This window comes from Streptomyces sp. NPDC059866, assembly GCF_042731325.1.
Taxonomy (GTDB): domain Bacteria; phylum Actinomycetota; class Actinomycetes; order Streptomycetales; family Streptomycetaceae; genus Streptomyces; species Streptomyces flavusporus.
Map to the genome: position 1 here is coordinate 23,797 of NZ_JBHWJT010000027.1, position 17,853 is coordinate 41,649.

Below are 17,853 nucleotides of genomic sequence, written 5' to 3' on the forward strand. Positions count from 1 at the left end.
TCACTCCCCGCCGCGCAGGATGGAGTTGCCCTCGTGCAGGCTCTCCGGCTTCGGGACGTCGAGCCGGAGACGGCCGCTGAGTCCGTAGAAGGCGACCGGGTTGCGCCACAGCACCTGGTCGACGTCGTCCTCGCCGAAGCCTGCCTCGAGCATGGCGTCGGCGACCTTGCGGGTCTTCAGCGGGTCGCTCTTTCCCCAGTCGGCGGCCGAGTTGACGAGGACCTTCTCCGTTCCGTACGTCCTCAGGATCGTGATCATGCGGTCCTCGTCCATCTTGGTGTCCGGGTAGACGGAGAAGCCGAGCCAGCAGCCGCTGTCCCTGGCGTGCTCGACGGTCGTCTCGTTGAGGTGGTCGAGCAGCACGCGCTCCATGGGCAGTTCCGACTCGCGGACGACGTCGACGGTGCGGTGCAGCCCGGCGAGCTTGTCGCGGTGGGGCGTGTGGACGAGGGCGGGCAGACCGTGGTCGGCGGCGAGCTGGAGCTGGGCGGCCAGCGCGGTGTCCTCGGCCGGCGTCATGGCGTCGTAGCCGATCTCGCCGACGGCGACGACGCCGTCCTTGACGAGGTAGCGGGGCAGGGCGTCCAGGACCGGCGTACAGCGGGGGTCGTTGGCCTCTTTGGGGTTGAGGGCGATGGTGCAGTGGTGGGCGATGCCGTACTGGGCGGCGCGGAAGGGTTCCCAGCCGAGCAGGGCGTCGAAGTAGTCGAAAAAACTGGCCGGGGAGGTGCGGGGCTGGCCGAGCCAGAAGGACGGCTCGACGACGGCGCGCACACCGGCGGCGTACATCGCCTCGTAGTCGTCGGTGGTGCGGGACGTCATGTGGATGTGGGGGTCGAAGATGCGCATCAAAGCTCCTTGGGCTTGTCGCCCGTCAGGGTCAGCACGCGACCGAGATCGTGGGGGACGTCGCGGCCGGCGGAGGTCCGCTCGGCGGCGTAGTCGGTGAGCATGCGGGCCAGTTCGCCGTCGCCGGCCGCCCGCTGCGCCAAGCTCGCGACCGCGTCGAGCGGGACGCCGGTGAACAGGCACTTCAGGACGGCGTGGCGCCAGGCGTGCGGGTCGAGGTGGGCGGCGGCGTAGGGGCCGACGGCTGCGGCGACAAGGCTGGTGTCGTTGGAGCGCAGGGCGTCCTCGACGAGGTGCACGACGTGCGGCCCTTCGATCAGAGCCGGCAGCGCCCGGAGTACGGCGCGGCGTTCGGCAGCACTGCCGTGCTGGTAGAGCCGGGTCAGGGTCTCGAGTCCCGCCCGGGCCTCGACCAGCAGGAGCGTACGGACGGCGTCCGCGTTGTGGTGGCCGCAGTGCCGCCCGGCGGCGGCGAACCGCAGCTCCCAGGTGTGGGCGATGTACGGGGAGGGAGCCGCCTGGGGTGCTTCGGCCGCGTACGCGGCGTCGGCCAGCGCCTCGTCGAACCAGGCGCGCGTGGTGTCGTCGGGCAGCGCCGCGTCGATGTCCCCGCGGGTCCAGGGAGGTGGTTGCGTCATGGTGCCGGCGCTCCCTTCGTGGCGGCGGCTGCCGTGGTCCGGAGGAACTCGATGGAGGATCGGGCCAGTTCAGGCCCGGCGTGGGAGTGGCGGGGCAGCTCGACGACGGTGAGGCCCTGGTAGCCGGTGGCGGCGAGGGCGTCCAGCACGGGCGGGAAGTCGATCTCGCCGTCGCCGAACGGCAGATGCTCGTGCACCCCGCGGCGCATGTCCTCGATCTGCACATGCCGCAGCCAGGGCGCGGCCGCACGGACGCACTCGGCGGGCGGGGCCGGCTCCAGGCACTGGCAGTGGCCGATGTCGAGGGTCAGGCCGAGAGGAGAAGGACTGCCGAGCAAGGTGCGCAGGTGATGGAAGTCGGCGAGGGTGGCGAGGAGGTGTCCCGGCTCGGGTTCGATCGCGATCGGCACGCCGACGGCGGCTGCGGCGTCGAGCACGGGCACGAGCGCTTCCTCCAGGCGCTGCCACGCGGTGTCGTCGTCGGTGCCGGGCGGGGTGATGCCGCTGAAGCAGTGCACGGCGTGCGCCCCGAGGTCCGCCGCGACCCTGACCGCTGTGATCAGCAGCCGGGTGCGGGCGGCACGGCCCTCAGGGTCCGCCTCCAGCAGCGACGGACCGTGCTTGCGGTATGGGTCGAGCACGTAACGGGCGCCCGTCTCGACGGTCGCGGTGAGACCGAGTTCGCCGAGCCGGCGGGCGACGTGGGCGGTACGGGCGGCGAGATCGGGGGCGAGCGGGTCGAGGTGCATGTGGTCGAGCGTGAGCCCGACGCCGTCGTAGCCCAGGTCCGCGAGCAGGCCGAGGGCGTCGTCGAGACGGAGGTCGGTGAGGCCGTTGGTGCCGTAGCCGAGGCGGAGTGGCTGCCGGTCGCTCATGTGGGGCTCACCTTCCGTGCGAGCGTGCGGGCCAGGGGGACGAGCCCCAGCAGGGCGAGCCCGGTGGCACCCGCTCCGGACCGGGCGACGAGCGCGGCCTGGAGCGGGATCATGGCGCGGATCCCGCCGCCGACGGCGCGCTGCGTGAGGGGCGGGGACGGGTTGAGGGCGGCGTGCAGGCAGGGGACGGCGGCGGTACGGACGTACACGGCGGCCGGCAACGCCGGGACGAGCCCTGCCGTCCCGCGTGTCCGTGCCAACAGCAGGCCGAGCGCGGTTGTCGCGCCGAGCGCGGCGAGGGGGGTGAGCGTCGAACCGCCGTGCGCCTCGTGGCGCGAGACGGCGGTGACGGCGTAGGTGTGGGCGGCCAGCGCGGCGGCGGGGGCCGCGACGCGCAGGGCGGCACCGGGCGGGGCGGGAGGTGGCCCACCCCATGCCTTGCCGTAGCCGCGCCCCTGACGGGACATTGGGTCCCCGGTGCCGGCCTCGCCCCGCAGCGTGCGGGCGTCCGGGGCGGAGAGCGCCGGGCCGGCAGCGGGAGCAGTCACGTCCGGACCGGACGGCGCTGTGGCGCCGCCCCGGTGGGGCAGCGGGCCATGAGCGCGCGCGGACGGTGCCGTGCCGACGGCTCCTCGGCCGGACCGGGTCCTGGTGGGCGCCGACATGGTTGCCGTGGCGCCGAGCAGGAGGTCCAGGGCGCGGGCCGCGGCCATCGCCGCCGGGGCCGCGGGGGTGTGCTTCAACCGGAGGTCGTACGCCCAGACTGTGGCGGTCAGGGCCGTCGCCACCGCGAGTGCGGGGCGGCCGGCGCGGGCGGCGCACGTCAGGCCCGCCGCGGTCAGGAGTCCGGCCGCACCCAGCGCCGCCGTCGGGGAGATACGACCGGAGGGGACGGGACGCTGTGGGCGGTCGACGGCGTCCTCGTCGCGGTCGGCCCAGTCGTTGAGCGCCATGCCCGCCTCGTAGAGGCAGAGCGAGGCGCCCACGGCGTACGCCGTGCCCCGGTTGGGCCGCAGCCCGGTGGCCGCGGCGCCGGCGAGGGCGTCACCGGGCACGGTGAACAGGGCGGAGACACGCAGCAGTTCGGCCCAGTCCCGCAGCCGCGCGCGTCGCCCGCGCTCCGGTGCGGCGCCCACGGGGCCCTGACCGTTCCCGGGTCGGGTGGGCTTCGGGGCAGGCACCGGTGCGGATGGGGCGAGACGGGACAGAAGGGAGCGGATCAATTCCCCTCCCGCAGGCGGTCGGCGAACGCCAGCAGCGCGGTGAACTGCTCCGAGAGGCCCGACGGGCCTGCGTCGGGGTCCTTGAAGTAGAAGCCCAGTTCCGGGAGCGGGCCGGACAGGCCCGCCTCGTGGGCGCGGGCGACCAGGCGGGCCAGGTCCAGCACGAGCGGTGCGGCCAGGGCCGAGTCGCAGCCCTGCCAGATGGTCTGGAGGATCATCCGCGAGCCGAGGAAGCCCTCGAAGGCGATGTGGTCCCAGGCGGTCTTCCAGTCGCCGAGCGCCGGCACGTCGTCGATGTGCACCTCGCCCTCCGGGGTGTGCCCGAGGGTTTCGGCCAGGACGCGCTCCTTGCCGGCGTTCTTCGCCGCGGCCGCCCCCGGGTCGGCCAGCGCCGCCCCGTCGCCGCCGCCCAGCAGGTTGGTGCCGGACCAGGCCCGCACGGACAGGGCGCGCTGGACGAACATCGGGGCGAGCACGGCCCGCAGCAGCGTCTGGCCGGTCTTGCCGTCACGGCCCGCGTGGGGAAGTCCACTGGCCGCGGCGGCGTCCGTGAGGACCGGGGTGCGCAGCCCGGTGGACGGCGTGAAGTTGACGTAGGGGCAGCCGGCTCGCAGGGCGGCGGCCGCGTAGAGGGAGCTGGGCGGCAGCCGTACGGCGTCGGGCGCGGGCAGTGGCTCCGTGGAGGAGACGTTGACGACGACCACCCGCGCCAGTGCGTTGCGCACGCGGAACGAGGTGAGGTCGGCGGCGAAGTGGGTGATGAGTTCCTCGTCGCTGCACGTGTCACCAGGCAGCGGGCCGCCGGGCCGTATCTCCTCGTCCGCGGCCTGAAGTTCGGCGCGCACGGCGGAGGCGAGGCCGTGCGGCAGGACGCCCGCGCCGGTGAGGTGTTCGGCCCGCTTGGGCAGCGGGCAGTCGGCGGTGTCGTGGCCGCCGAAGACGAGTGAGTCCAGGGGCGGCAGGCCGGTGCCGTGGAACGGTGGTGTCTCGGTGACCATGCCGGTCGGCGGATGCAGTCCGGCGGTGACCGCCGCGCATCCGGCGACGGCGGTGGTGGCCACCGATCCGCGGGCTCCGACGAACCAGACACCGGTGCGTGCGGTCCGCCCGCCGGTCCGGGGCTGCGATGCGTTCCCGTCGTTGTTCACGGGCTGCCTCCCTGCCATGGCGATGTTCCGATGTGGGTGGAGGGCGGTGGGCGGGGGCTCAAAGCCTCCCCGCCCACCGCCGGCATGTGGAGCGGGCTCTGGCCGCGGCCTAGGAGAGCAACCCCCTGGTCGGCGCGGTTACGGCGAGCGAGTCGGCGGCGGGAAGGCCGCCGGTGAGAAGTGCGGGGTCCTTGGGTGGCCTTGGCTCTGTGCTGTGCACGGATGTCCTCCGTAGGCCGGTCGAACGAGGGAAGGTGAGCTGTGATGCGCTGTCACTCGCGAAGCCACCTGTAGCTCCTGTGCACGAGAGGGGACCGTAGCCCGGTTCGTCCTCGACGGAAAGACCTTGCGCAACAAGGAAGTCGAACTTTTTCCAGATCGAGGACAAAGGCGTGTCCGGGCACCCCGGACCGGCCCGGCAGCTCTCCCGCCACCGGGCCTTGACCTGGCCGGTGCCCTAGTTGTCGCCGCCCGCGAAGGCGGCGTCGAAGGACGCCGAGGGCGGGTCGAAGTCGAACCGCTTCAGATCGGCGAGTGCTTGCGGCGCACCCATGAGGCGGTCCATGCCGGCGTCCTCCCACTCCACGGAGATCGGACCGTCGTAACCGATCGAACGCAGCATCCGGAACACGTCCTCCCAGGGGACGTCGCCGTGCCCGGCGGAGACGAAGTCCCAGCCGCGCCGCGGGTCGCCCCAGGGCAGATGGGAGCCGAGCCGCCCGTTGCGCCCGTCCAGACGCTTGCGGGCCTCCTTGCAGTCGACGTGGTAGATCCGGTCCCGGAAGTCGTAGAGGAAGCCGACCGGGTCCAGGTCCTGCCAGACGAAGTGGCTGGGGTCGAAGTTGAGCCCGAAGGCCGGCCGGTTGTCCACCGCCTCCAGGGCGCGTCGGGTGGTCCAGTAGTCGTAGGCGATCTCGCTGGGATGGACCTCGTGGGCGAAACGGACGCCCTCGGCGTCGAACACGTCCAGGATCGGGTTCCAGCGTTCCGCGAAGTCCTCGTAGCCGCGCTCGATCATCCGTTCCGGTACCGGCGGGAACATCGCCACCAGATGCCAGATCGACGATCCGGTGAAACCGACGACCGTGTCGACGCCGAAGGCGGCCGCGGCACGCGCCGTGTCCTTGATCTCGGCAGCGGCCCGCCGGCGTACGCCCTCCGGCTCCCCGTCGCCCCAGATGCGGGCGGGCAGGATGCCCTGGTGCCGTTCGTCGATGGGGTTGTCGCAGACGGCCTGGCCGACGAGATGGTTGGAGATCGCCCAGCAGCGGAGGCCGTACTTCTCCAGCAGGGCGTGCCGGCCGGCCAGGTAGGACGGGTCGGCCAGGGCCTTGTCGACCTCGAAGTGATCGCCCCAGCAGGCGAGTTCGAGGCCGTCGTAGCCGAAGTCGCGGGCCAGCCGGCAGACCTCCTCCAATGGCAGATCGGCCCACTGACCGGTGAACAGGGTGAACGGGCGTGGCATGGCGCCTCCGATCGGGGTTTCTGCCGGATCTCTACCGGACTTCGGCCTCGACGGCCTGGACAGGGGTGTAGACGGCGTTCTTCTGCGCGCTCTCCTCCACCGCGGCGAGCACCCGCTGCACCTGCAGGCCGTCGGCGAACGACGGCATCGGGTCGGTGCCGGACGCGATGGCCTCGACCAGGTCGCGGGCCTGGTGGGCGAAGGTGTGCTCGTAGCCGAGCGCGTGGCCCGGCGGCCACCAGCCCTCCAGGTACGGGTGCTCGGCCTCGGTGACGACGATCCTGCGGAACCCGGCCGTGGCTGCGGGTTCCCGGTGGTCGTGGAAGGACAGCTCGTTGAGCCGCTCGAGGTCGAAGGCGAGCGAACCGAACTCGCCGTTGACCTCCAGCCGCAGGGCGTTCTTCCGCCCGGACGCCATCCGGCTCGCCTCGAACGTGGCGAGCGCCCCCGAGGAGAGCCGGCCGGTGAACACGGCCGCGTCGTCGACCGTGACCGGCCCACGCCGGGTGCCGCCGGAAGCGGTCAGACCGGCGGAGGCACCGTCGATGCGGGGGCGTTCCTTCACGAACGTCTCCATCTGGGCGGAGACCCCGACCAGTACGTCACCCGTCAGGTACTGGGCGAGGTCGACGATGTGGGCGCCGAGGTCGCCGAGCGCCCCCGACCCCGCGTGCTCCCGCTGCAGCCGCCACGTCAGCGGGAAGTCGGGGTCGACCAGCCAGTCCTGGAGGTAGCTGACCCGTACGTGGCGCAGCGTGCCGAGCCTGCCGTCCGCGATGAGCCGGCGTGCGTAGGTGAGGGCGGGCACGCGCCGGTAGTTGAAGCCCACCATGGCCAGCTGCCCGCGCGCGCGGGCCGCTTCGGCGGCCGTGACCATGGCCTCCGCCTCGGCGACCGAGTTGGCCAGGGGCTTCTCGCACAGCACGTGCTTGCCCGCCTCCAGGGCCGCGATCGCGATCTCCGCATGGCTGTCGCCCGGTGTGCAGATGTCGACGAGCTGCACGTCGTCGCGGGCCACGAGGGCGCGCCAGTCGGTCTCCGCCGCGGCCCAGCCGTGCTTGTCGGCCGCCGCCCGCACGGCGTGCGCGTCGCGGCCGGCGATCGCGGCCAGGACCGGTCGCAGCGGCAGGTCGAACACGTGCCCCACGGTGCGCCATCCTTGTGAGTGCGCGGCGCCCATGAACGCGTAGCCGACCATGCCCACGCCGAGTGCCGGCCGTGCGGTCCGACCGTCCCTCTGTTCCATACGGATTCCTCCTCGTCGGAGTGTCACTGACTCATCGCTGTGTTCGTGGGGCACGAGGCCCGGACCGGTCAGATGAAGCCGGTCGGCAGGTACTGGTCGACGTTGTCCTTGGTGACCACGGCCGAGTAGAGGGTCAGCGAGGACGGGATCTCGAACTCGGCGAGGCCGCCGACACCCTTGCCCTGGCCGAGCGCCCGGGCGAGATCGATGGCGGAGGCGGCCATCGTCGGCGGGTACAGGACGGTCGCCTTGAGCACGCTGTTGCCGGCCTTGATGGCGTCCATCGCGGACTTGGCACCCGCTCCGCCGACCATCAGGAAGTCGTCGCGGCCGGCCTGCTCGATGGCGCGCAGCGCGCCCACGCCCTGGTCGTCGTCGTGGTTCCACAGGGCGTCGAACTTCGACTGCGCCTGGAGCAGTTGCGCCATCTTGGCCTGGCCGGACTCGACGGTGAAGTCGGCCGCCTGACGGGCCACCTTCTTGATGTTGGGGTAGTTCTTCAGGGCGTCGTCGAAGCCCTGGGTGCGCTGCTGGGTCAGCTCCAGGTTGTCGAGCCCTGCGAGTTCGACGACGCGGGCGTTCGGCTTGTCCTTGAGCTGCTCGCCGATGTAGTGGCCGGCGTTGAGGCCCATGCCGTAGTTGTCGCCGCCGATCCAGCAGCGGTACGCCTGCGGGGTGTTGAAGATCCGGTCGAGGTTGACGACCGGGATGCCCGCGCGCATCGCCTTGAGCCCGACCTGGGTGAGCGCCTTGCCGTCGGCGGGCAGCACCACCAGCACGTCGACCTTCTTGTTGATGAGGGTCTCGATCTGGCCGATCTGCTGGGCGGTGTCGTTGGAACCCTCGGTGATCTCCAGCGTGACGTCGGAGTACCTCTCCGCACGCGACTTGGCGTTGTCGTTGATGGCGTTGAGCCAGCCGTGGTCGGCCTGCGGGCCGGCGAAGCCGATGGTGACGGGCTTGCCCGGCTTGTCGTCCGCGACCGGGGCGGCGTTGTCCGTGGCCGCTTCCTGGTTCGTGGGCTCGTTGCTGGTGCAGGCCGTCAGCAGCGCGCCGGAGGAAACGGCTGCGGCGCCGAACAGCAGTGCTCTGCGGCTGGTGGCGGGGATTCTTGCCATGGCGGATCGACCCTTCGACTGGGCGGTGTGCGTCAGATGGAGCGGGTGGGGGTGCCGGACGGCGCGGTCAGGGCCCGCCGTCCGGCGGTGTGCTGCACGGCGTCAGGCGTCGCCGCCGCGCAGTGAGCGGCGCTGGACCAGGACGGCAGCGACGATGATGGCGCCCTTCGCGATCTGCTGGACAGCGGTCTCGAGGTTGTTCAGCGCGAAGATGTTGGTGATCGTGGTGAAGATCAGGACGCCGAGGACGGAGCCGACGATGGTGCCGCGACCGCCGCTGAGCAGGGTGCCGCCGATGATCGCCGCGGCGATGGCGTCCAGCTCGTAGAGGTTGCCGTTGGTGTTCTGACCCGAGCCGGCGAGCACGATCAGCATGAACGCGGCGATACCGCAGCACAGGCCGGACAACAGGTACAGGTACAGGCGCTGGCGGCGGACGTCGATGCCGGCGAGGCGCGCGGCTTCCGCATTGCCGCCGACGGCGACGGTGCGGCGGCCGAAGGTGGTGCGGTTGAGCACCAGCCAGCCGATGACGGTGACCGCGGCGAAGACCAGGACCAGGGGCGGGATGCCGAGGATGTAGGCGTCCTTGACACCGAGATCGAGCACCGATTCGACGGTCACGACCTGGGTGGTGCCGTCCGTGATCTGCAACGCCAGACCCCGGGCGGAGGCAAGCATGGCCAGCGTCGCGATGAACGGCACCATCCTGCCGTAGGCGACCAGCATGCCGTTCACGAGACCGCAGCCCACACCGACGGTCACGGCGGTGAAGAGGATGCCCGCGAAGCCGAACTCCTGCGTGGCCACGGTCGTCGCCCACACCGAGGCGAGCGCCACGATCGCGCCGACCGACAGGTCGATCCCGCCGCTGGTGATGACGAACGTCATGCCGACGGTGACGACACCGATCACGGACGCCTGGGTGAGGACGAGTTGCAGATTGCTCGTCGCCAGGAACTCGTCCGGCGCGGTGATCCCACCGACCACGACGAGTACGGCGAGGACGCCGAGCAGCGACAGACTGCGCACGTCCCACCGCAGACCGAGCGGTCGGCGCGAACTCTCCTTGTTGTCCGCGGACTTGGCGGCGGACGTCGGCGCTTCCTTCTGCGCCGCAGTGGCCGGCTGCGTCATGACGTCGGGCTCCCTTCCATCACAAGATCGAGTACACGGTGCTCGTCGAGCTCCCGGGCGTCCGCCGTGTGCACGACGCTGCCTTCACGCAGCACCAGCACCCGGTCGGCGAGGCCCAGGACTTCGGGCACCTCACTGGACACGAGAAGTACGGCCAGGCCCTCGTCGGCCAGCCGGCGAATCACTGCGTAAAGCTCCGCCCGGGCACCGATGTCGACACCCCGGGTCGGCTCGTCCAGCAGCAGCACTTTGCAGCCGCGCAACAGCCAGCGTGCGAGCACCGCCTTCTGCTGGTTGCCGCCGGACAGCGTCCGGATCGCGGCATCGGGATTGTCGGGCCGCAAGGACAGCTCCCGAACCGCCTGGTGCGCCGCGGCGCGCTCGGCACGCCGGTCGAGCCAGCCCGCGCGGGAGAACCGGGACAGGGTGGCGACCGAGACGTTGCTGCTGACGGACTCCAGCATCAGCAGGCCCTGCGCCTTGCGTTCCTCGGGCGCGAGACCGATGCCGGCGCGGACGGCGGCGCGGACACTGCCGGGGCGCAAGGGGGTGCCGTCGATGAGGACACGGCCGCCGTCGGCCCTGCGAGCCCCGTAGATCGTCTCCAGGATCTCGCTGCGTCCGGAACCGACGAGCCCGGCCAGACCGACGATCTCACCGGGCCGCAGCTCCAGATCGACGGGCGCGAACTCGCCGCGCCGGGTCAGCCCTTCGACCGTCAGCACCGGTTCCCGCCCCGCGGCGAACCCCGCCCGGGGACGCTCGGGGAAGACGTACTCGACGTTCCGGCCCGTCATCAAAGCCACGACCTCATGGGTCGGAGTCGTCTTGGCAGGCAGACCGCCGGCGACGGCCCGTCCGTCCTTCAGGACGGTGACCCGGTCGCCGATGCGGCGGATCTCCTCAAGACGGTGGGAGATGTAGACGACGGCGACACCGTCGGCCGTCAGATCGCCCACGATCCTGAAGAGGTTGTCGACCTCGTCGGGGTCGAGCGCCGCAGACGGCTCGTCCATCACGATCAGCCGAACCTCATGGGACAGCGCGCGGGCCATCGAGACGATCTGCTGCTGCGCCGCGGACAGGTCGCCGACGAGCCGCGAGGGATCGATCTCCGAGTGCCCGAGACGTTTCAGCAACTCCGCGGTCGCCGTACGGGCGGCGGAGCCGCGTACGACGAACCCGGCGGACGTGGGTTCGTGCCCGAGGAAGACGTTCTCCGCGACGGACAGCCCCTCGATCAGATCGAGTTCCTGATAGATGGTGGCGATGCCCAGACGCATGGCGGCGATCGGCGACCCCAAGGTCACAGGCTCGCCCCGCCAGGTGATCTCACCGCCGTCGGGCTGGTGAGCTCCGGCGAGTACTTTGATCAGAGTTGACTTGCCGGCGCCGTTCTGGCCGAGGAGGCAGTGGACTTCGCCGGCCTGGACTTCAAGGTCCACACCGTCCAGGGCGCGGACGCCCGGGAACGACTTGGTGATACCGGACATGGTGAGCAGGGGTGGTTGTGGTGCCATGGGAATCCCCTCGGGCGGGTGCTGGCCGTGAGCGGGCAGGGCTGGACAGGGCGGTTCGGGTACATGGGCGGCTCTGGGGCGCCCCTGGCATCGTGTGCGCCGGGGCGTAGGGGTTGGGCAAGGCAGGGCGGCGTACGGGCTGAGCAGGCAGGGCAGGCCTGACGGCCTGGCGAACAGTGCGGTGGTGGGAGCCGGTCACCGAGGCGTGGTGCCGTGGTACGGCGGTGGTTTGGGTGGTGTGGCGGCTCTATGGGTGGTGCGATGGCGCCCATGGGGTTGCCGTGACGCTACGGGTTGCCGTGGCGCCATGGGGTTGCCGTGGCGCGATGGTGTTGCGGTGATGCCGTGGTCGGTGGTGGTCCGTGTCCGGCGGGGCCCGGCAGCGGTCAGGCCGGTGAGAAGACGTGGTCGCTGATGAGCCGGGCCGCGCCGATGGCTCCGGCGGCCGCTCCCAACTCCCCCAGCACGATGGGCAGGTTGCCCGTGGCCAGCGGCAACGACTGCCGGTACACCTGGGTCCGAACACTGGCCAGCAGCGTGTGCCCGAGCCCGGTCACCCCACCGCCGATCACGACCAGCCCCGGGTTGAAGAAACTGACGAGACCGGCGATGACCTTTCCCAGACGCGTCCCGCCCTCCCGGATCAGCTCCAAAGCCACCGCGTCCCCCGCCGCCGCAGCCGCCGACACATCCGCGGCCGTCAGATGCCCGGCCGTCTCCAGCCGGGCCGCAAACTCCACCGACCGGCCCGCGCGCGCGGCCTCCTCCGCGTCACGGGCCAACGCGGCACCGCTGAAATGCGCCTCCAGACAACCCCGGTTGCCACACGCACACGCACGGCCTCCCGGTTCCACCTGGATATGACCGATGTCGCCGGCGCTGCCCGTCGTCCCCCGGTAGACCTCGCCGCCGACCACGATCCCGCAGCCGATGCCGGTCCCGATCTTGATACACAGGAAGTCCCCCGCGGAACGGGCCACGCCCGCGTGCTGCTCCCCCACCGCCATCAGGTTCACGTCGTTGTCGACCATGACCGGACAGCCCAGTTCCTGACTGAGCGCCTCCCGCACCGGGAAGCCGTCCCAGCCCGGCATGATCGGAGGCGCGACCGGCACTCCCTCCGGAAAGCGGACCGGTCCCGGGACCCCGATCCCGGCGCCGTCGAAGCCTTCCGCGACACCGGAGGCCCTCAGCTTGGCAGCCATCGACAGCACCTGCTCGAAGACCGCCACCGGCCCCTCCCGGACATCCATCGGATGATTCAGATGCCCCAGGACCTCCAACTCCGCATTCGTTACGGCGACATCGATCGACGTGGCACCGATGTCGACACCGAGGAAACGCAGCGTCGGCGCGAGCCGGATGTTGTGCGAACGCCGGCCGCCCCGCGAAGGGGCGAGCCCGTCCGCGACAACCAGCCCCGTCTCCAGCAGCCGGTCCACCTCGACAGCCAGCTTCGAACGGGACAGGTCCATCAGATCACCCAGCTGAGCACGGGAGTTGGACCCGTTGTCACGCAGTAGACGAAGCAGCCGCGCCTGATGCGCGTTCTCAGGTCGAGCAGTCATCCGTCTCACGAACCCTCCCCTCCCCTCGCCTACGGCTGGGGACCCAAACGCCTGTCTCCACTGGCTGAGTCGTCAGGCTTTCGAGGAGGAACGTAGCAGCGATTTTCCAGACCGGGAAGAACTTACGCACGACTCTGATGCATCTTTTTCCACACACAGGACAAAGTCTGGGAGGTGACCACCCGAAGCCCCCCCGCCCGTGGTGCACCGTCAACCCGAAAAGCCGCTCATGCCGCCGACCAGCCCCACCCCACCCGCGCCGGGCACCCCCGCCGTGCCGTTGAGCACCCTGCTCGCCGGCCCCGGACTCGGCCTGCGGCAGCTCGCGGGGCCCTGCGCCCGCATCGGGCACCTGGCCATGTGGGGCAAGAAGGCGGGTTCGGGCCTGGACGATCCGACGTTCCTGCAGCCGGCACGACCCATGTCGGCACTCGGCGGTTACCGGCAGTTCGTCAAACCCGGCAGTAGAGATCAATGCCGTGTCCGGTGGTGACTGCGTCGATCAGGGCCTGGAGTTCGGCGGGCGGGTCCTTGTCCGTCCAGGCTCGCCACCAGCGGTTCAGGATGGTGGCCGGGGTGAGCCATGAACGGATGACGCGTAAGGCCTTGGGCCAGCAGGGCAGTCGGGGCTGGTGGGACGGGGCCGGGCCCCCTCTCTGGCCCGCTGTCGGAGCACGGGTCCGGCGCGGTGGCATCCAGCGGTCCGGGTGCGGCGGCACCGACAGCACGGACCGGCGCTCATGCGGCCGCCCTCGGGCCTCATCCCGCCCGGTCCCGGGAGGTGCACTGCCTCCACCCGTCCACAAGAGACTGTCGCACCCCCCGGCGATCAGGGGTGCGCAGCGGCGGCGGGCCATGGCGAGCATGGCGTCGGAGGGGTTGGGAACTGCTGGGGTGTGAGTGAGTAGGAGTGTGTTCTGGCGTGGATGAGTGAGCGCTGACGCTCCTGACCGGGGGCTGGGTGCTGCTCTTGCGGGAGGAGAAGGGGAGTTCGCCTGTCGAATGGGTGACCTTTCCGGGTGGCGCTCGTTGGGGGTGGTGACCGGGTCTTGGCGGGCTGGATGGGGATGGGGGTGTGAGGGTGGGCGGGCTGCGGGAGCTTGCGGCGTCGTTTGTCGCGCCCGGGCCCTCCGGCGTCGCGATCCGTACCCGGCTCAAGCAGCTCGCGCCTGCCGACGAGGAGGTGCTGCGGCGGGTGGGCGCGCATCTTGGAACGCTGGCCTCCCGGGATCTGAAGGCACGCTGCAGGGATGGTCTGGGGCACGACGCTGAGGCGTGGGCGGTGCGCAAGCGGGAGTTGACGCCCGCCTCGTCCTCGCGGTGGGCGGGAGCGATCACCAAGGCCAGCCATGACCAGTGGGCCCTGGCACGCCGTTGCCAGCTCGCCCGCATCCAGTCCCTGCAGGCGGGTGCCCGAACCATCCGGCACCGGCTGTCCCTGCCGATCGGGGAAAAGGGCTCGAAGACCGCGCTGGGCGGTTACCGCAGCAAGCGGGAGTGGCATGCCAAGAGCCGCCGTCTGCATGTCCTGGAAGAGCGGCTGGAGCGGGAGCGCGCCGACCGTGAGGCCGGGATCGTGCACATCGTGCGGGGCGGCAAGCGGCTTGCCCGCACCCGCCACCACCTGTCCGCCGCGCAGCTCACCGAGGACCAGTGGCGCCGTCGGTGGGAGGCCGAGCGCTGGTTCGTGCAGGCCGACGGCGAGAGCGGGAAACGGTACGGCAACGAGACCATCCGCATCAGCCCGGACGGTGAGGTGAGCATCAAGCTCCCGACCCCGCTGAAGGAGTTGGCCAACGCACCGCACGGCCGGTACGTCCTCGCCTGCCGGGTCGGCTTTGCGTACCGGGGGCAGGAGTGGGCGGACCGGGTGGAGGCCAACCGGGCGGTCGCCTACCGCATCCACCTGGATGTGGCCCGTGGCCGCTGGTATATGACCGCCTCCTGGCAGATCCCGGTATCCCGGACCGTCCCCTTGGCCGCCGCCCTCGCACATGGTGTGATCGGCGTCGATACGAACGCCGATCACCTGGCCGCCTGGCGCCTCGATGTCCACGGCAACCCGATCGGCAACCCCCGCCGCTTCTTCTTCGACCTGTCCGGACCGGCCGGACACCGTGACGCCCAGGTCCGCCACGCCCTCACCGGGCTGCTGCACTGGGCCAAGGCCTGCGCTGTCAAGGCGATCGCCGTCGAAGACCTCGACTTCACCGCGGAGAAGACCCGCGAGAAGCACGGCCGCCGAAAACGGTTCCGGCAGCTCATCTCCGGCATGCCCACCGGCCGCCTCCGTGCCCGCCTGACCTCCATGGCCGACCACAGCGGCATCGCCATCATCGCGGTCGACCCCGCCTACACCAGCCGCTGGGGCGCCGAGCACTGGCACAAGCCCCTCACCAGCAACACCCGTAGAACCACTCGCCACGACGCTGCCGCCGTGGCGATCGGACGACGCGCCCAGGGGCACCCGATCCGGCGACGGACGACACCGCCCCGTGCACACCAGAGCGATGTGCACGGGCATCGGACCGTCCAGGCCGACCGGCGTGCCCTCGGGCGTGAGGGACCCCGCCCCCGCATTCCCGGACCACGGACACGATCCGTGTCGCCGGACGCGGAGCGAACGCGGGCGACCAGGACATCCAACACCGTTCGGGATGCCCGCAGTGACCAGGCATGGGTCCAAGACTCACTCCTGCTCACTGACTAGGAACGGTCGATGCCGATGACATGGGCCGAGCGCCCGGCGGCGGCTGTGAGGCCGATACCGGGCCCAGGGCCGATGACGAGGACGACGTCCTGTTCGGCGGGGGCGGCAAGGGCGACGGCATGGCGTTCGGTGGCTGCATTGCCGCAGGCCATGAGGTGGCTGCCGAGACAGCCGAGCAGTCCGCTTGGCTGGTCAAAGGCCTTGGTCAGGAGCCGACGCGTGATGCTCTCCCCGTCCATGTCGAAGCACGCGGCTCCCCTGCCGACACAGCTGGTGCGCGCCCAAGGGCGGCCGTGTTGAGACGCACGGCGGACGCGATGGCCGCGCGTGCTTCGGGCTCGGTGAGGTCGGTGTGGATCGCGGTGAGCGGGCTGGCGGGCGTTTGCCGCCAACGTCCTCTGAGGTCTCGCAGTCGCGGCCATGATCGTGACGTGGCGCAGCGCGTGTTGGCCAGGAACCTGCCTCGCTGCAACGACACCGAAGAACCTGACTCCGACGACACCGAAAACTTCCTGGTGGCGCAGGGCGCTCCCCGCACAGCCTGACACTGCGTCAGGCCGGCTGCTCGTCAGCGGCGGTCGAACACCGCCTTGAACCGACCCTAAGAAGCTGTTGTTTTTCCGGACGTGATCGCCGCGTTTCCGCTGGTCGGGCATAGGGTCGGTGATTCGGTGGGAGTCGTGGCCTGTCGGGTCGTCGCTTGCCGGGAGGTCGCGAATGCCGTCGGTCGTTGGACTGCTGGAACAGCACGAGCTCGCCGCTCGCCGTCGGGTCGACGGGCTGCGGGAGGAGGCCGACCGGATCCAGGCCGAGTTGGCCGTGGCCGAGCTGGAATGGCAGGAGTGGGCGATCGCCCGCAGGCGGGTCGATATGGTGCTGGCTCCGGACCGCGGCGACACCGCCGGGACGGAGGTCATCCCGGATCCGCGGGATGCGGATGCTCAGCCGACGCCCGATGCGGCGAAGCCGAAGTCGCAGGTGCCCGTGTGGCGTGAGGGGCTGGCCTCGTCGGTGCTGTCGGCGGACTACCAGCGCATCCTGCAGGCGCTCGCGGACCGGTCCCGGCTCCGTCAAGGGCCGCTGACCTGCCAGGAGATGGCTGCGGTGTTCGGTATGGACGTGGTGCCAGCGCGTTTGGAGGCATTGCGGTCGAAGGCGAAACGCCTGGTGGCCCGCGGCTGGCTGGCCGAGCCCGCACCGGGCCGGTTCATGCTGGCTGCGGGCGTGTCCGGGCCAGGCGGCGGGTCATGAGCAGGGTCATCGACCAGTAGATCATTGCTTCGGCGCTGGTGGTGCGGCGTTCGAAGTCGCGTGCCAGGCGTCGGGTGCGCATCAGGTGGGCGAAGAACCGCTCGACGATCCACCGTTTGGGCAGCACCACGAAGCCGCGCATGTCGTCGCTGCGCTTGACGATCGCCAGGTCCAGCGCGAACGCGGCCAGGCAGTGCTCGACGAGGCTGCCGGTGTAGCCGCCGTCGGCCCAGACGAGGGCGAGGCGGTGGTGGGCATCGCCTACCTGTTTCAGCAGCACGCGGGCGGCGGTGCGGTCGCCGGTGTCCGCGGCGGTGACCATCACCCCCAGCAGCAGACCGAGCGTGTCGACCACGACGTGCCGTTTGCGGCCGTTGACCAGCTTGCCGCCGTCGAAGCCCCGACTGTCCGCCCCGACCACCGCGTCCGCCTTGACCGACTGCGAATCGATCACGCCTGCGCTCGGCTCCGCGTCGCGGCCCACCATCAGGCGGGCCCTGGCGCGCAGCCGGTCGTGGAACTCCCTGACCAGACCGTGGTCGCGCCAGCGGCGGAAGAATGCGTACACCCGGTCCCACGGCGGGAAGTCAGCAGGCATCGCCCGCCACTTGATGCCGTTGTCCACCAGGTAGCGGATCGCATCAAGTACGGCCCGGTGGCAGTACGCCTCCGGCCGGCCGCCGCGACCGCGCAACCAGCCCGGCACCGGCAGCAACGGCCGGACAGCCGTCCACTCCCGGTCCGTCATGTCCGTCGGATAACGCGGCTGCCGGGACCCGTTGTCGGCGGCGTTTCCGAACCGGTGAGCCAGACAGTCACACTCCCAGGTGACCGAGCTGGACCGCCCGGCCATCGGCACGGAAGACTGCTGCATCAGGGCCTCCTGCTGCTCGGTGATTCGATACCAACAAGCTGTTCAGGAGGCCCCACCCGTATGCGCCAAGCATCCCGCGACCACCCAATCGGGACTCCCGCCCGACGGGCTTCTCTCAAGATCGAAAAACAACAGCTACCAAGAGCCTCGGCCTCGGCGGCATCCATGCACCGCTTCGCCGCGTCCTGTCGGCCCGGGACATGTAAGCGTCAGACAGTCCCCTGGTGACGA

16 protein-coding genes are annotated in these 17,853 nt (G+C 71.0%); 3 read left to right on the plus strand and 13 right to left on the minus strand.

The features are described from left to right. From ACFV7R_RS34320 to ACFV7R_RS34370, 11 genes are all read right to left on the minus strand, one after another. Complete coding sequence (locus ACFV7R_RS34320; protein WP_385270484.1) at positions 1-849, minus strand: TatD family hydrolase; 849 nt, start codon at positions 847-849, stop codon at positions 1-3. Further along, positions 849-1,487 (minus strand): EboA domain-containing protein, encoded by a 639-nt coding sequence (locus ACFV7R_RS34325; RefSeq protein ID WP_385270487.1) that lies wholly within the window; start codon positions 1,485-1,487, stop codon positions 849-851. Before ACFV7R_RS34325 ends, ACFV7R_RS34320 begins: the two co-directional genes overlap by 1 nt. Continuing rightward, on the minus strand, positions 1,484-2,362 hold the full coding sequence (locus ACFV7R_RS34330; protein WP_385270490.1) for a sugar phosphate isomerase/epimerase family protein: 879 nt from the start codon (positions 2,360-2,362) through the stop codon (positions 1,484-1,486). Before ACFV7R_RS34330 ends, ACFV7R_RS34325 begins: the two co-directional genes overlap by 4 nt. Then, complete coding sequence (locus tag ACFV7R_RS34335) at positions 2,359-3,585, minus strand: SCO3242 family prenyltransferase (RefSeq protein ID WP_385270493.1); 1,227 nt, start codon at positions 3,583-3,585, stop codon at positions 2,359-2,361. Before ACFV7R_RS34335 ends, ACFV7R_RS34330 begins: the two co-directional genes overlap by 4 nt. Continuing rightward, the gene (locus ACFV7R_RS34340) at positions 3,582-4,733 is read right to left on the minus strand and encodes an inositol-3-phosphate synthase (protein WP_385270496.1); all 1,152 of its coding nucleotides are present in this window, start codon (positions 4,731-4,733) and stop codon (positions 3,582-3,584) included. Before ACFV7R_RS34340 ends, ACFV7R_RS34335 begins: the two co-directional genes overlap by 4 nt. 457 nt (positions 4,734-5,190) lie before the next feature. Next, positions 5,191-6,198, minus strand: a complete 1,008-nt coding sequence (locus ACFV7R_RS34345; protein ID WP_385270499.1) for a sugar phosphate isomerase/epimerase family protein — start codon at positions 6,196-6,198, stop codon at positions 5,191-5,193. A gap of 31 nt (positions 6,199-6,229) precedes the next feature. Continuing rightward, positions 6,230-7,444 (minus strand): Gfo/Idh/MocA family protein, encoded by a 1,215-nt coding sequence (locus ACFV7R_RS34350; protein WP_385270502.1) that lies wholly within the window; start codon positions 7,442-7,444, stop codon positions 6,230-6,232. 68 nt (positions 7,445-7,512) lie between these two features. Then, positions 7,513-8,562: a substrate-binding domain-containing protein gene (locus tag ACFV7R_RS34355; protein ID WP_385270505.1), complete on the minus strand. Its 1,050-nt coding sequence runs from the start codon at positions 8,560-8,562 to the stop codon at positions 7,513-7,515. Between the two features lie 102 nt (positions 8,563-8,664). Beyond that, positions 8,665-9,699 (minus strand): ABC transporter permease, encoded by a 1,035-nt coding sequence (locus ACFV7R_RS34360; RefSeq protein ID WP_385270508.1) that lies wholly within the window; start codon positions 9,697-9,699, stop codon positions 8,665-8,667. After that, a complete protein-coding gene (locus ACFV7R_RS34365) occupies positions 9,696-11,219 on the minus strand; it encodes a sugar ABC transporter ATP-binding protein (protein WP_385270511.1) in 1,524 nt (507 codons plus the stop codon). Before ACFV7R_RS34365 ends, ACFV7R_RS34360 begins: the two co-directional genes overlap by 4 nt. A 386-nt stretch (positions 11,220-11,605) precedes the next feature. Next, complete coding sequence (locus ACFV7R_RS34370; protein ID WP_385270514.1) at positions 11,606-12,787, minus strand: ROK family protein; 1,182 nt, start codon at positions 12,785-12,787, stop codon at positions 11,606-11,608. Positions 12,788-13,016: 229 nt separating this feature from the next. Between ACFV7R_RS34370 and ACFV7R_RS34375 the strand changes: the two genes are divergently transcribed. Together ACFV7R_RS34375 and ACFV7R_RS34380 are read left to right on the plus strand one after the other, a co-directional pair. Further along, the gene (locus tag ACFV7R_RS34375) at positions 13,017-13,280 is read left to right on the plus strand and encodes a hypothetical protein (protein WP_385270674.1); all 264 of its coding nucleotides are present in this window, start codon (positions 13,017-13,019) and stop codon (positions 13,278-13,280) included. A 588-nt stretch (positions 13,281-13,868) separates the two neighbouring features. After that, positions 13,869-15,497: an IS200/IS605 family accessory protein TnpB-related protein gene (locus ACFV7R_RS34380; RefSeq protein ID WP_385270663.1), complete on the plus strand. Its 1,629-nt coding sequence runs from the start codon at positions 13,869-13,871 to the stop codon at positions 15,495-15,497. Here ACFV7R_RS34380 and ACFV7R_RS34385 read toward each other — a convergent pair. Beyond that, entirely contained in the window at positions 15,494-15,736 is a 243-nt protein-coding gene (locus tag ACFV7R_RS34385; RefSeq protein ID WP_385270517.1) for a hypothetical protein, read from the minus strand. The two genes, ACFV7R_RS34380 and ACFV7R_RS34385, sit on opposite strands and share 4 nt — an antisense overlap. 478 nt (positions 15,737-16,214) lie before the next feature. Between ACFV7R_RS34385 and ACFV7R_RS34390 the strand changes: the two genes are divergently transcribed. Continuing rightward, a complete protein-coding gene (locus ACFV7R_RS34390; protein ID WP_365995136.1) occupies positions 16,215-16,748 on the plus strand; it encodes a hypothetical protein in 534 nt (177 codons plus the stop codon). Here ACFV7R_RS34390 and ACFV7R_RS34395 read toward each other — a convergent pair. Beyond that, a complete protein-coding gene (locus ACFV7R_RS34395) occupies positions 16,705-17,622 on the minus strand; it encodes an IS5 family transposase (RefSeq protein ID WP_385270521.1) in 918 nt (305 codons plus the stop codon). The two genes, ACFV7R_RS34390 and ACFV7R_RS34395, sit on opposite strands and share 44 nt — an antisense overlap. Between the last annotated feature and the right edge of the window lie 231 nt (positions 17,623-17,853).

Bases quoted from the DNA above. Each gene is read 5' to 3' on its own strand.
- ACFV7R_RS34350 (WP_385270502.1), bottom strand. From the start codon at position 7,444: ATGGAACAGAGGGACGGTCGGACCGCACGGCCGGCACTCGGCGTGGGC.
- ACFV7R_RS34320 (WP_385270484.1), bottom strand. From the start codon at position 849: ATGCGCATCTTCGACCCCCACATCCACATGACGTCCCGCACCACCGAC.
- ACFV7R_RS34375 (WP_385270674.1), top strand. From the start codon at position 13,017: ATGCCGCCGACCAGCCCCACCCCACCCGCGCCGGGCACCCCCGCCGTG.
- ACFV7R_RS34365 (WP_385270511.1), bottom strand. From the start codon at position 11,219: ATGGCACCACAACCACCCCTGCTCACCATGTCCGGTATCACCAAGTCG.
- ACFV7R_RS34385 (WP_385270517.1), bottom strand. From the start codon at position 15,736: ATGGACGGGGAGAGCATCACGCGTCGGCTCCTGACCAAGGCCTTTGAC.
- ACFV7R_RS34355 (WP_385270505.1), bottom strand. From the start codon at position 8,562: ATGGCAAGAATCCCCGCCACCAGCCGCAGAGCACTGCTGTTCGGCGCC.
- ACFV7R_RS34395 (WP_385270521.1), bottom strand. From the start codon at position 17,622: ATGCAGCAGTCTTCCGTGCCGATGGCCGGGCGGTCCAGCTCGGTCACC.
- ACFV7R_RS34345 (WP_385270499.1), bottom strand. From the start codon at position 6,198: ATGCCACGCCCGTTCACCCTGTTCACCGGTCAGTGGGCCGATCTGCCA.
- ACFV7R_RS34390 (WP_365995136.1), top strand. From the start codon at position 16,215: ATGCCGTCGGTCGTTGGACTGCTGGAACAGCACGAGCTCGCCGCTCGC.
- ACFV7R_RS34330 (WP_385270490.1), bottom strand. From the start codon at position 2,362: ATGAGCGACCGGCAGCCACTCCGCCTCGGCTACGGCACCAACGGCCTC.
- ACFV7R_RS34325 (WP_385270487.1), bottom strand. From the start codon at position 1,487: ATGACGCAACCACCTCCCTGGACCCGCGGGGACATCGACGCGGCGCTG.
- ACFV7R_RS34360 (WP_385270508.1), bottom strand. From the start codon at position 9,699: ATGACGCAGCCGGCCACTGCGGCGCAGAAGGAAGCGCCGACGTCCGCC.
- ACFV7R_RS34370 (WP_385270514.1), bottom strand. From the start codon at position 12,787: ATGACTGCTCGACCTGAGAACGCGCATCAGGCGCGGCTGCTTCGTCTA.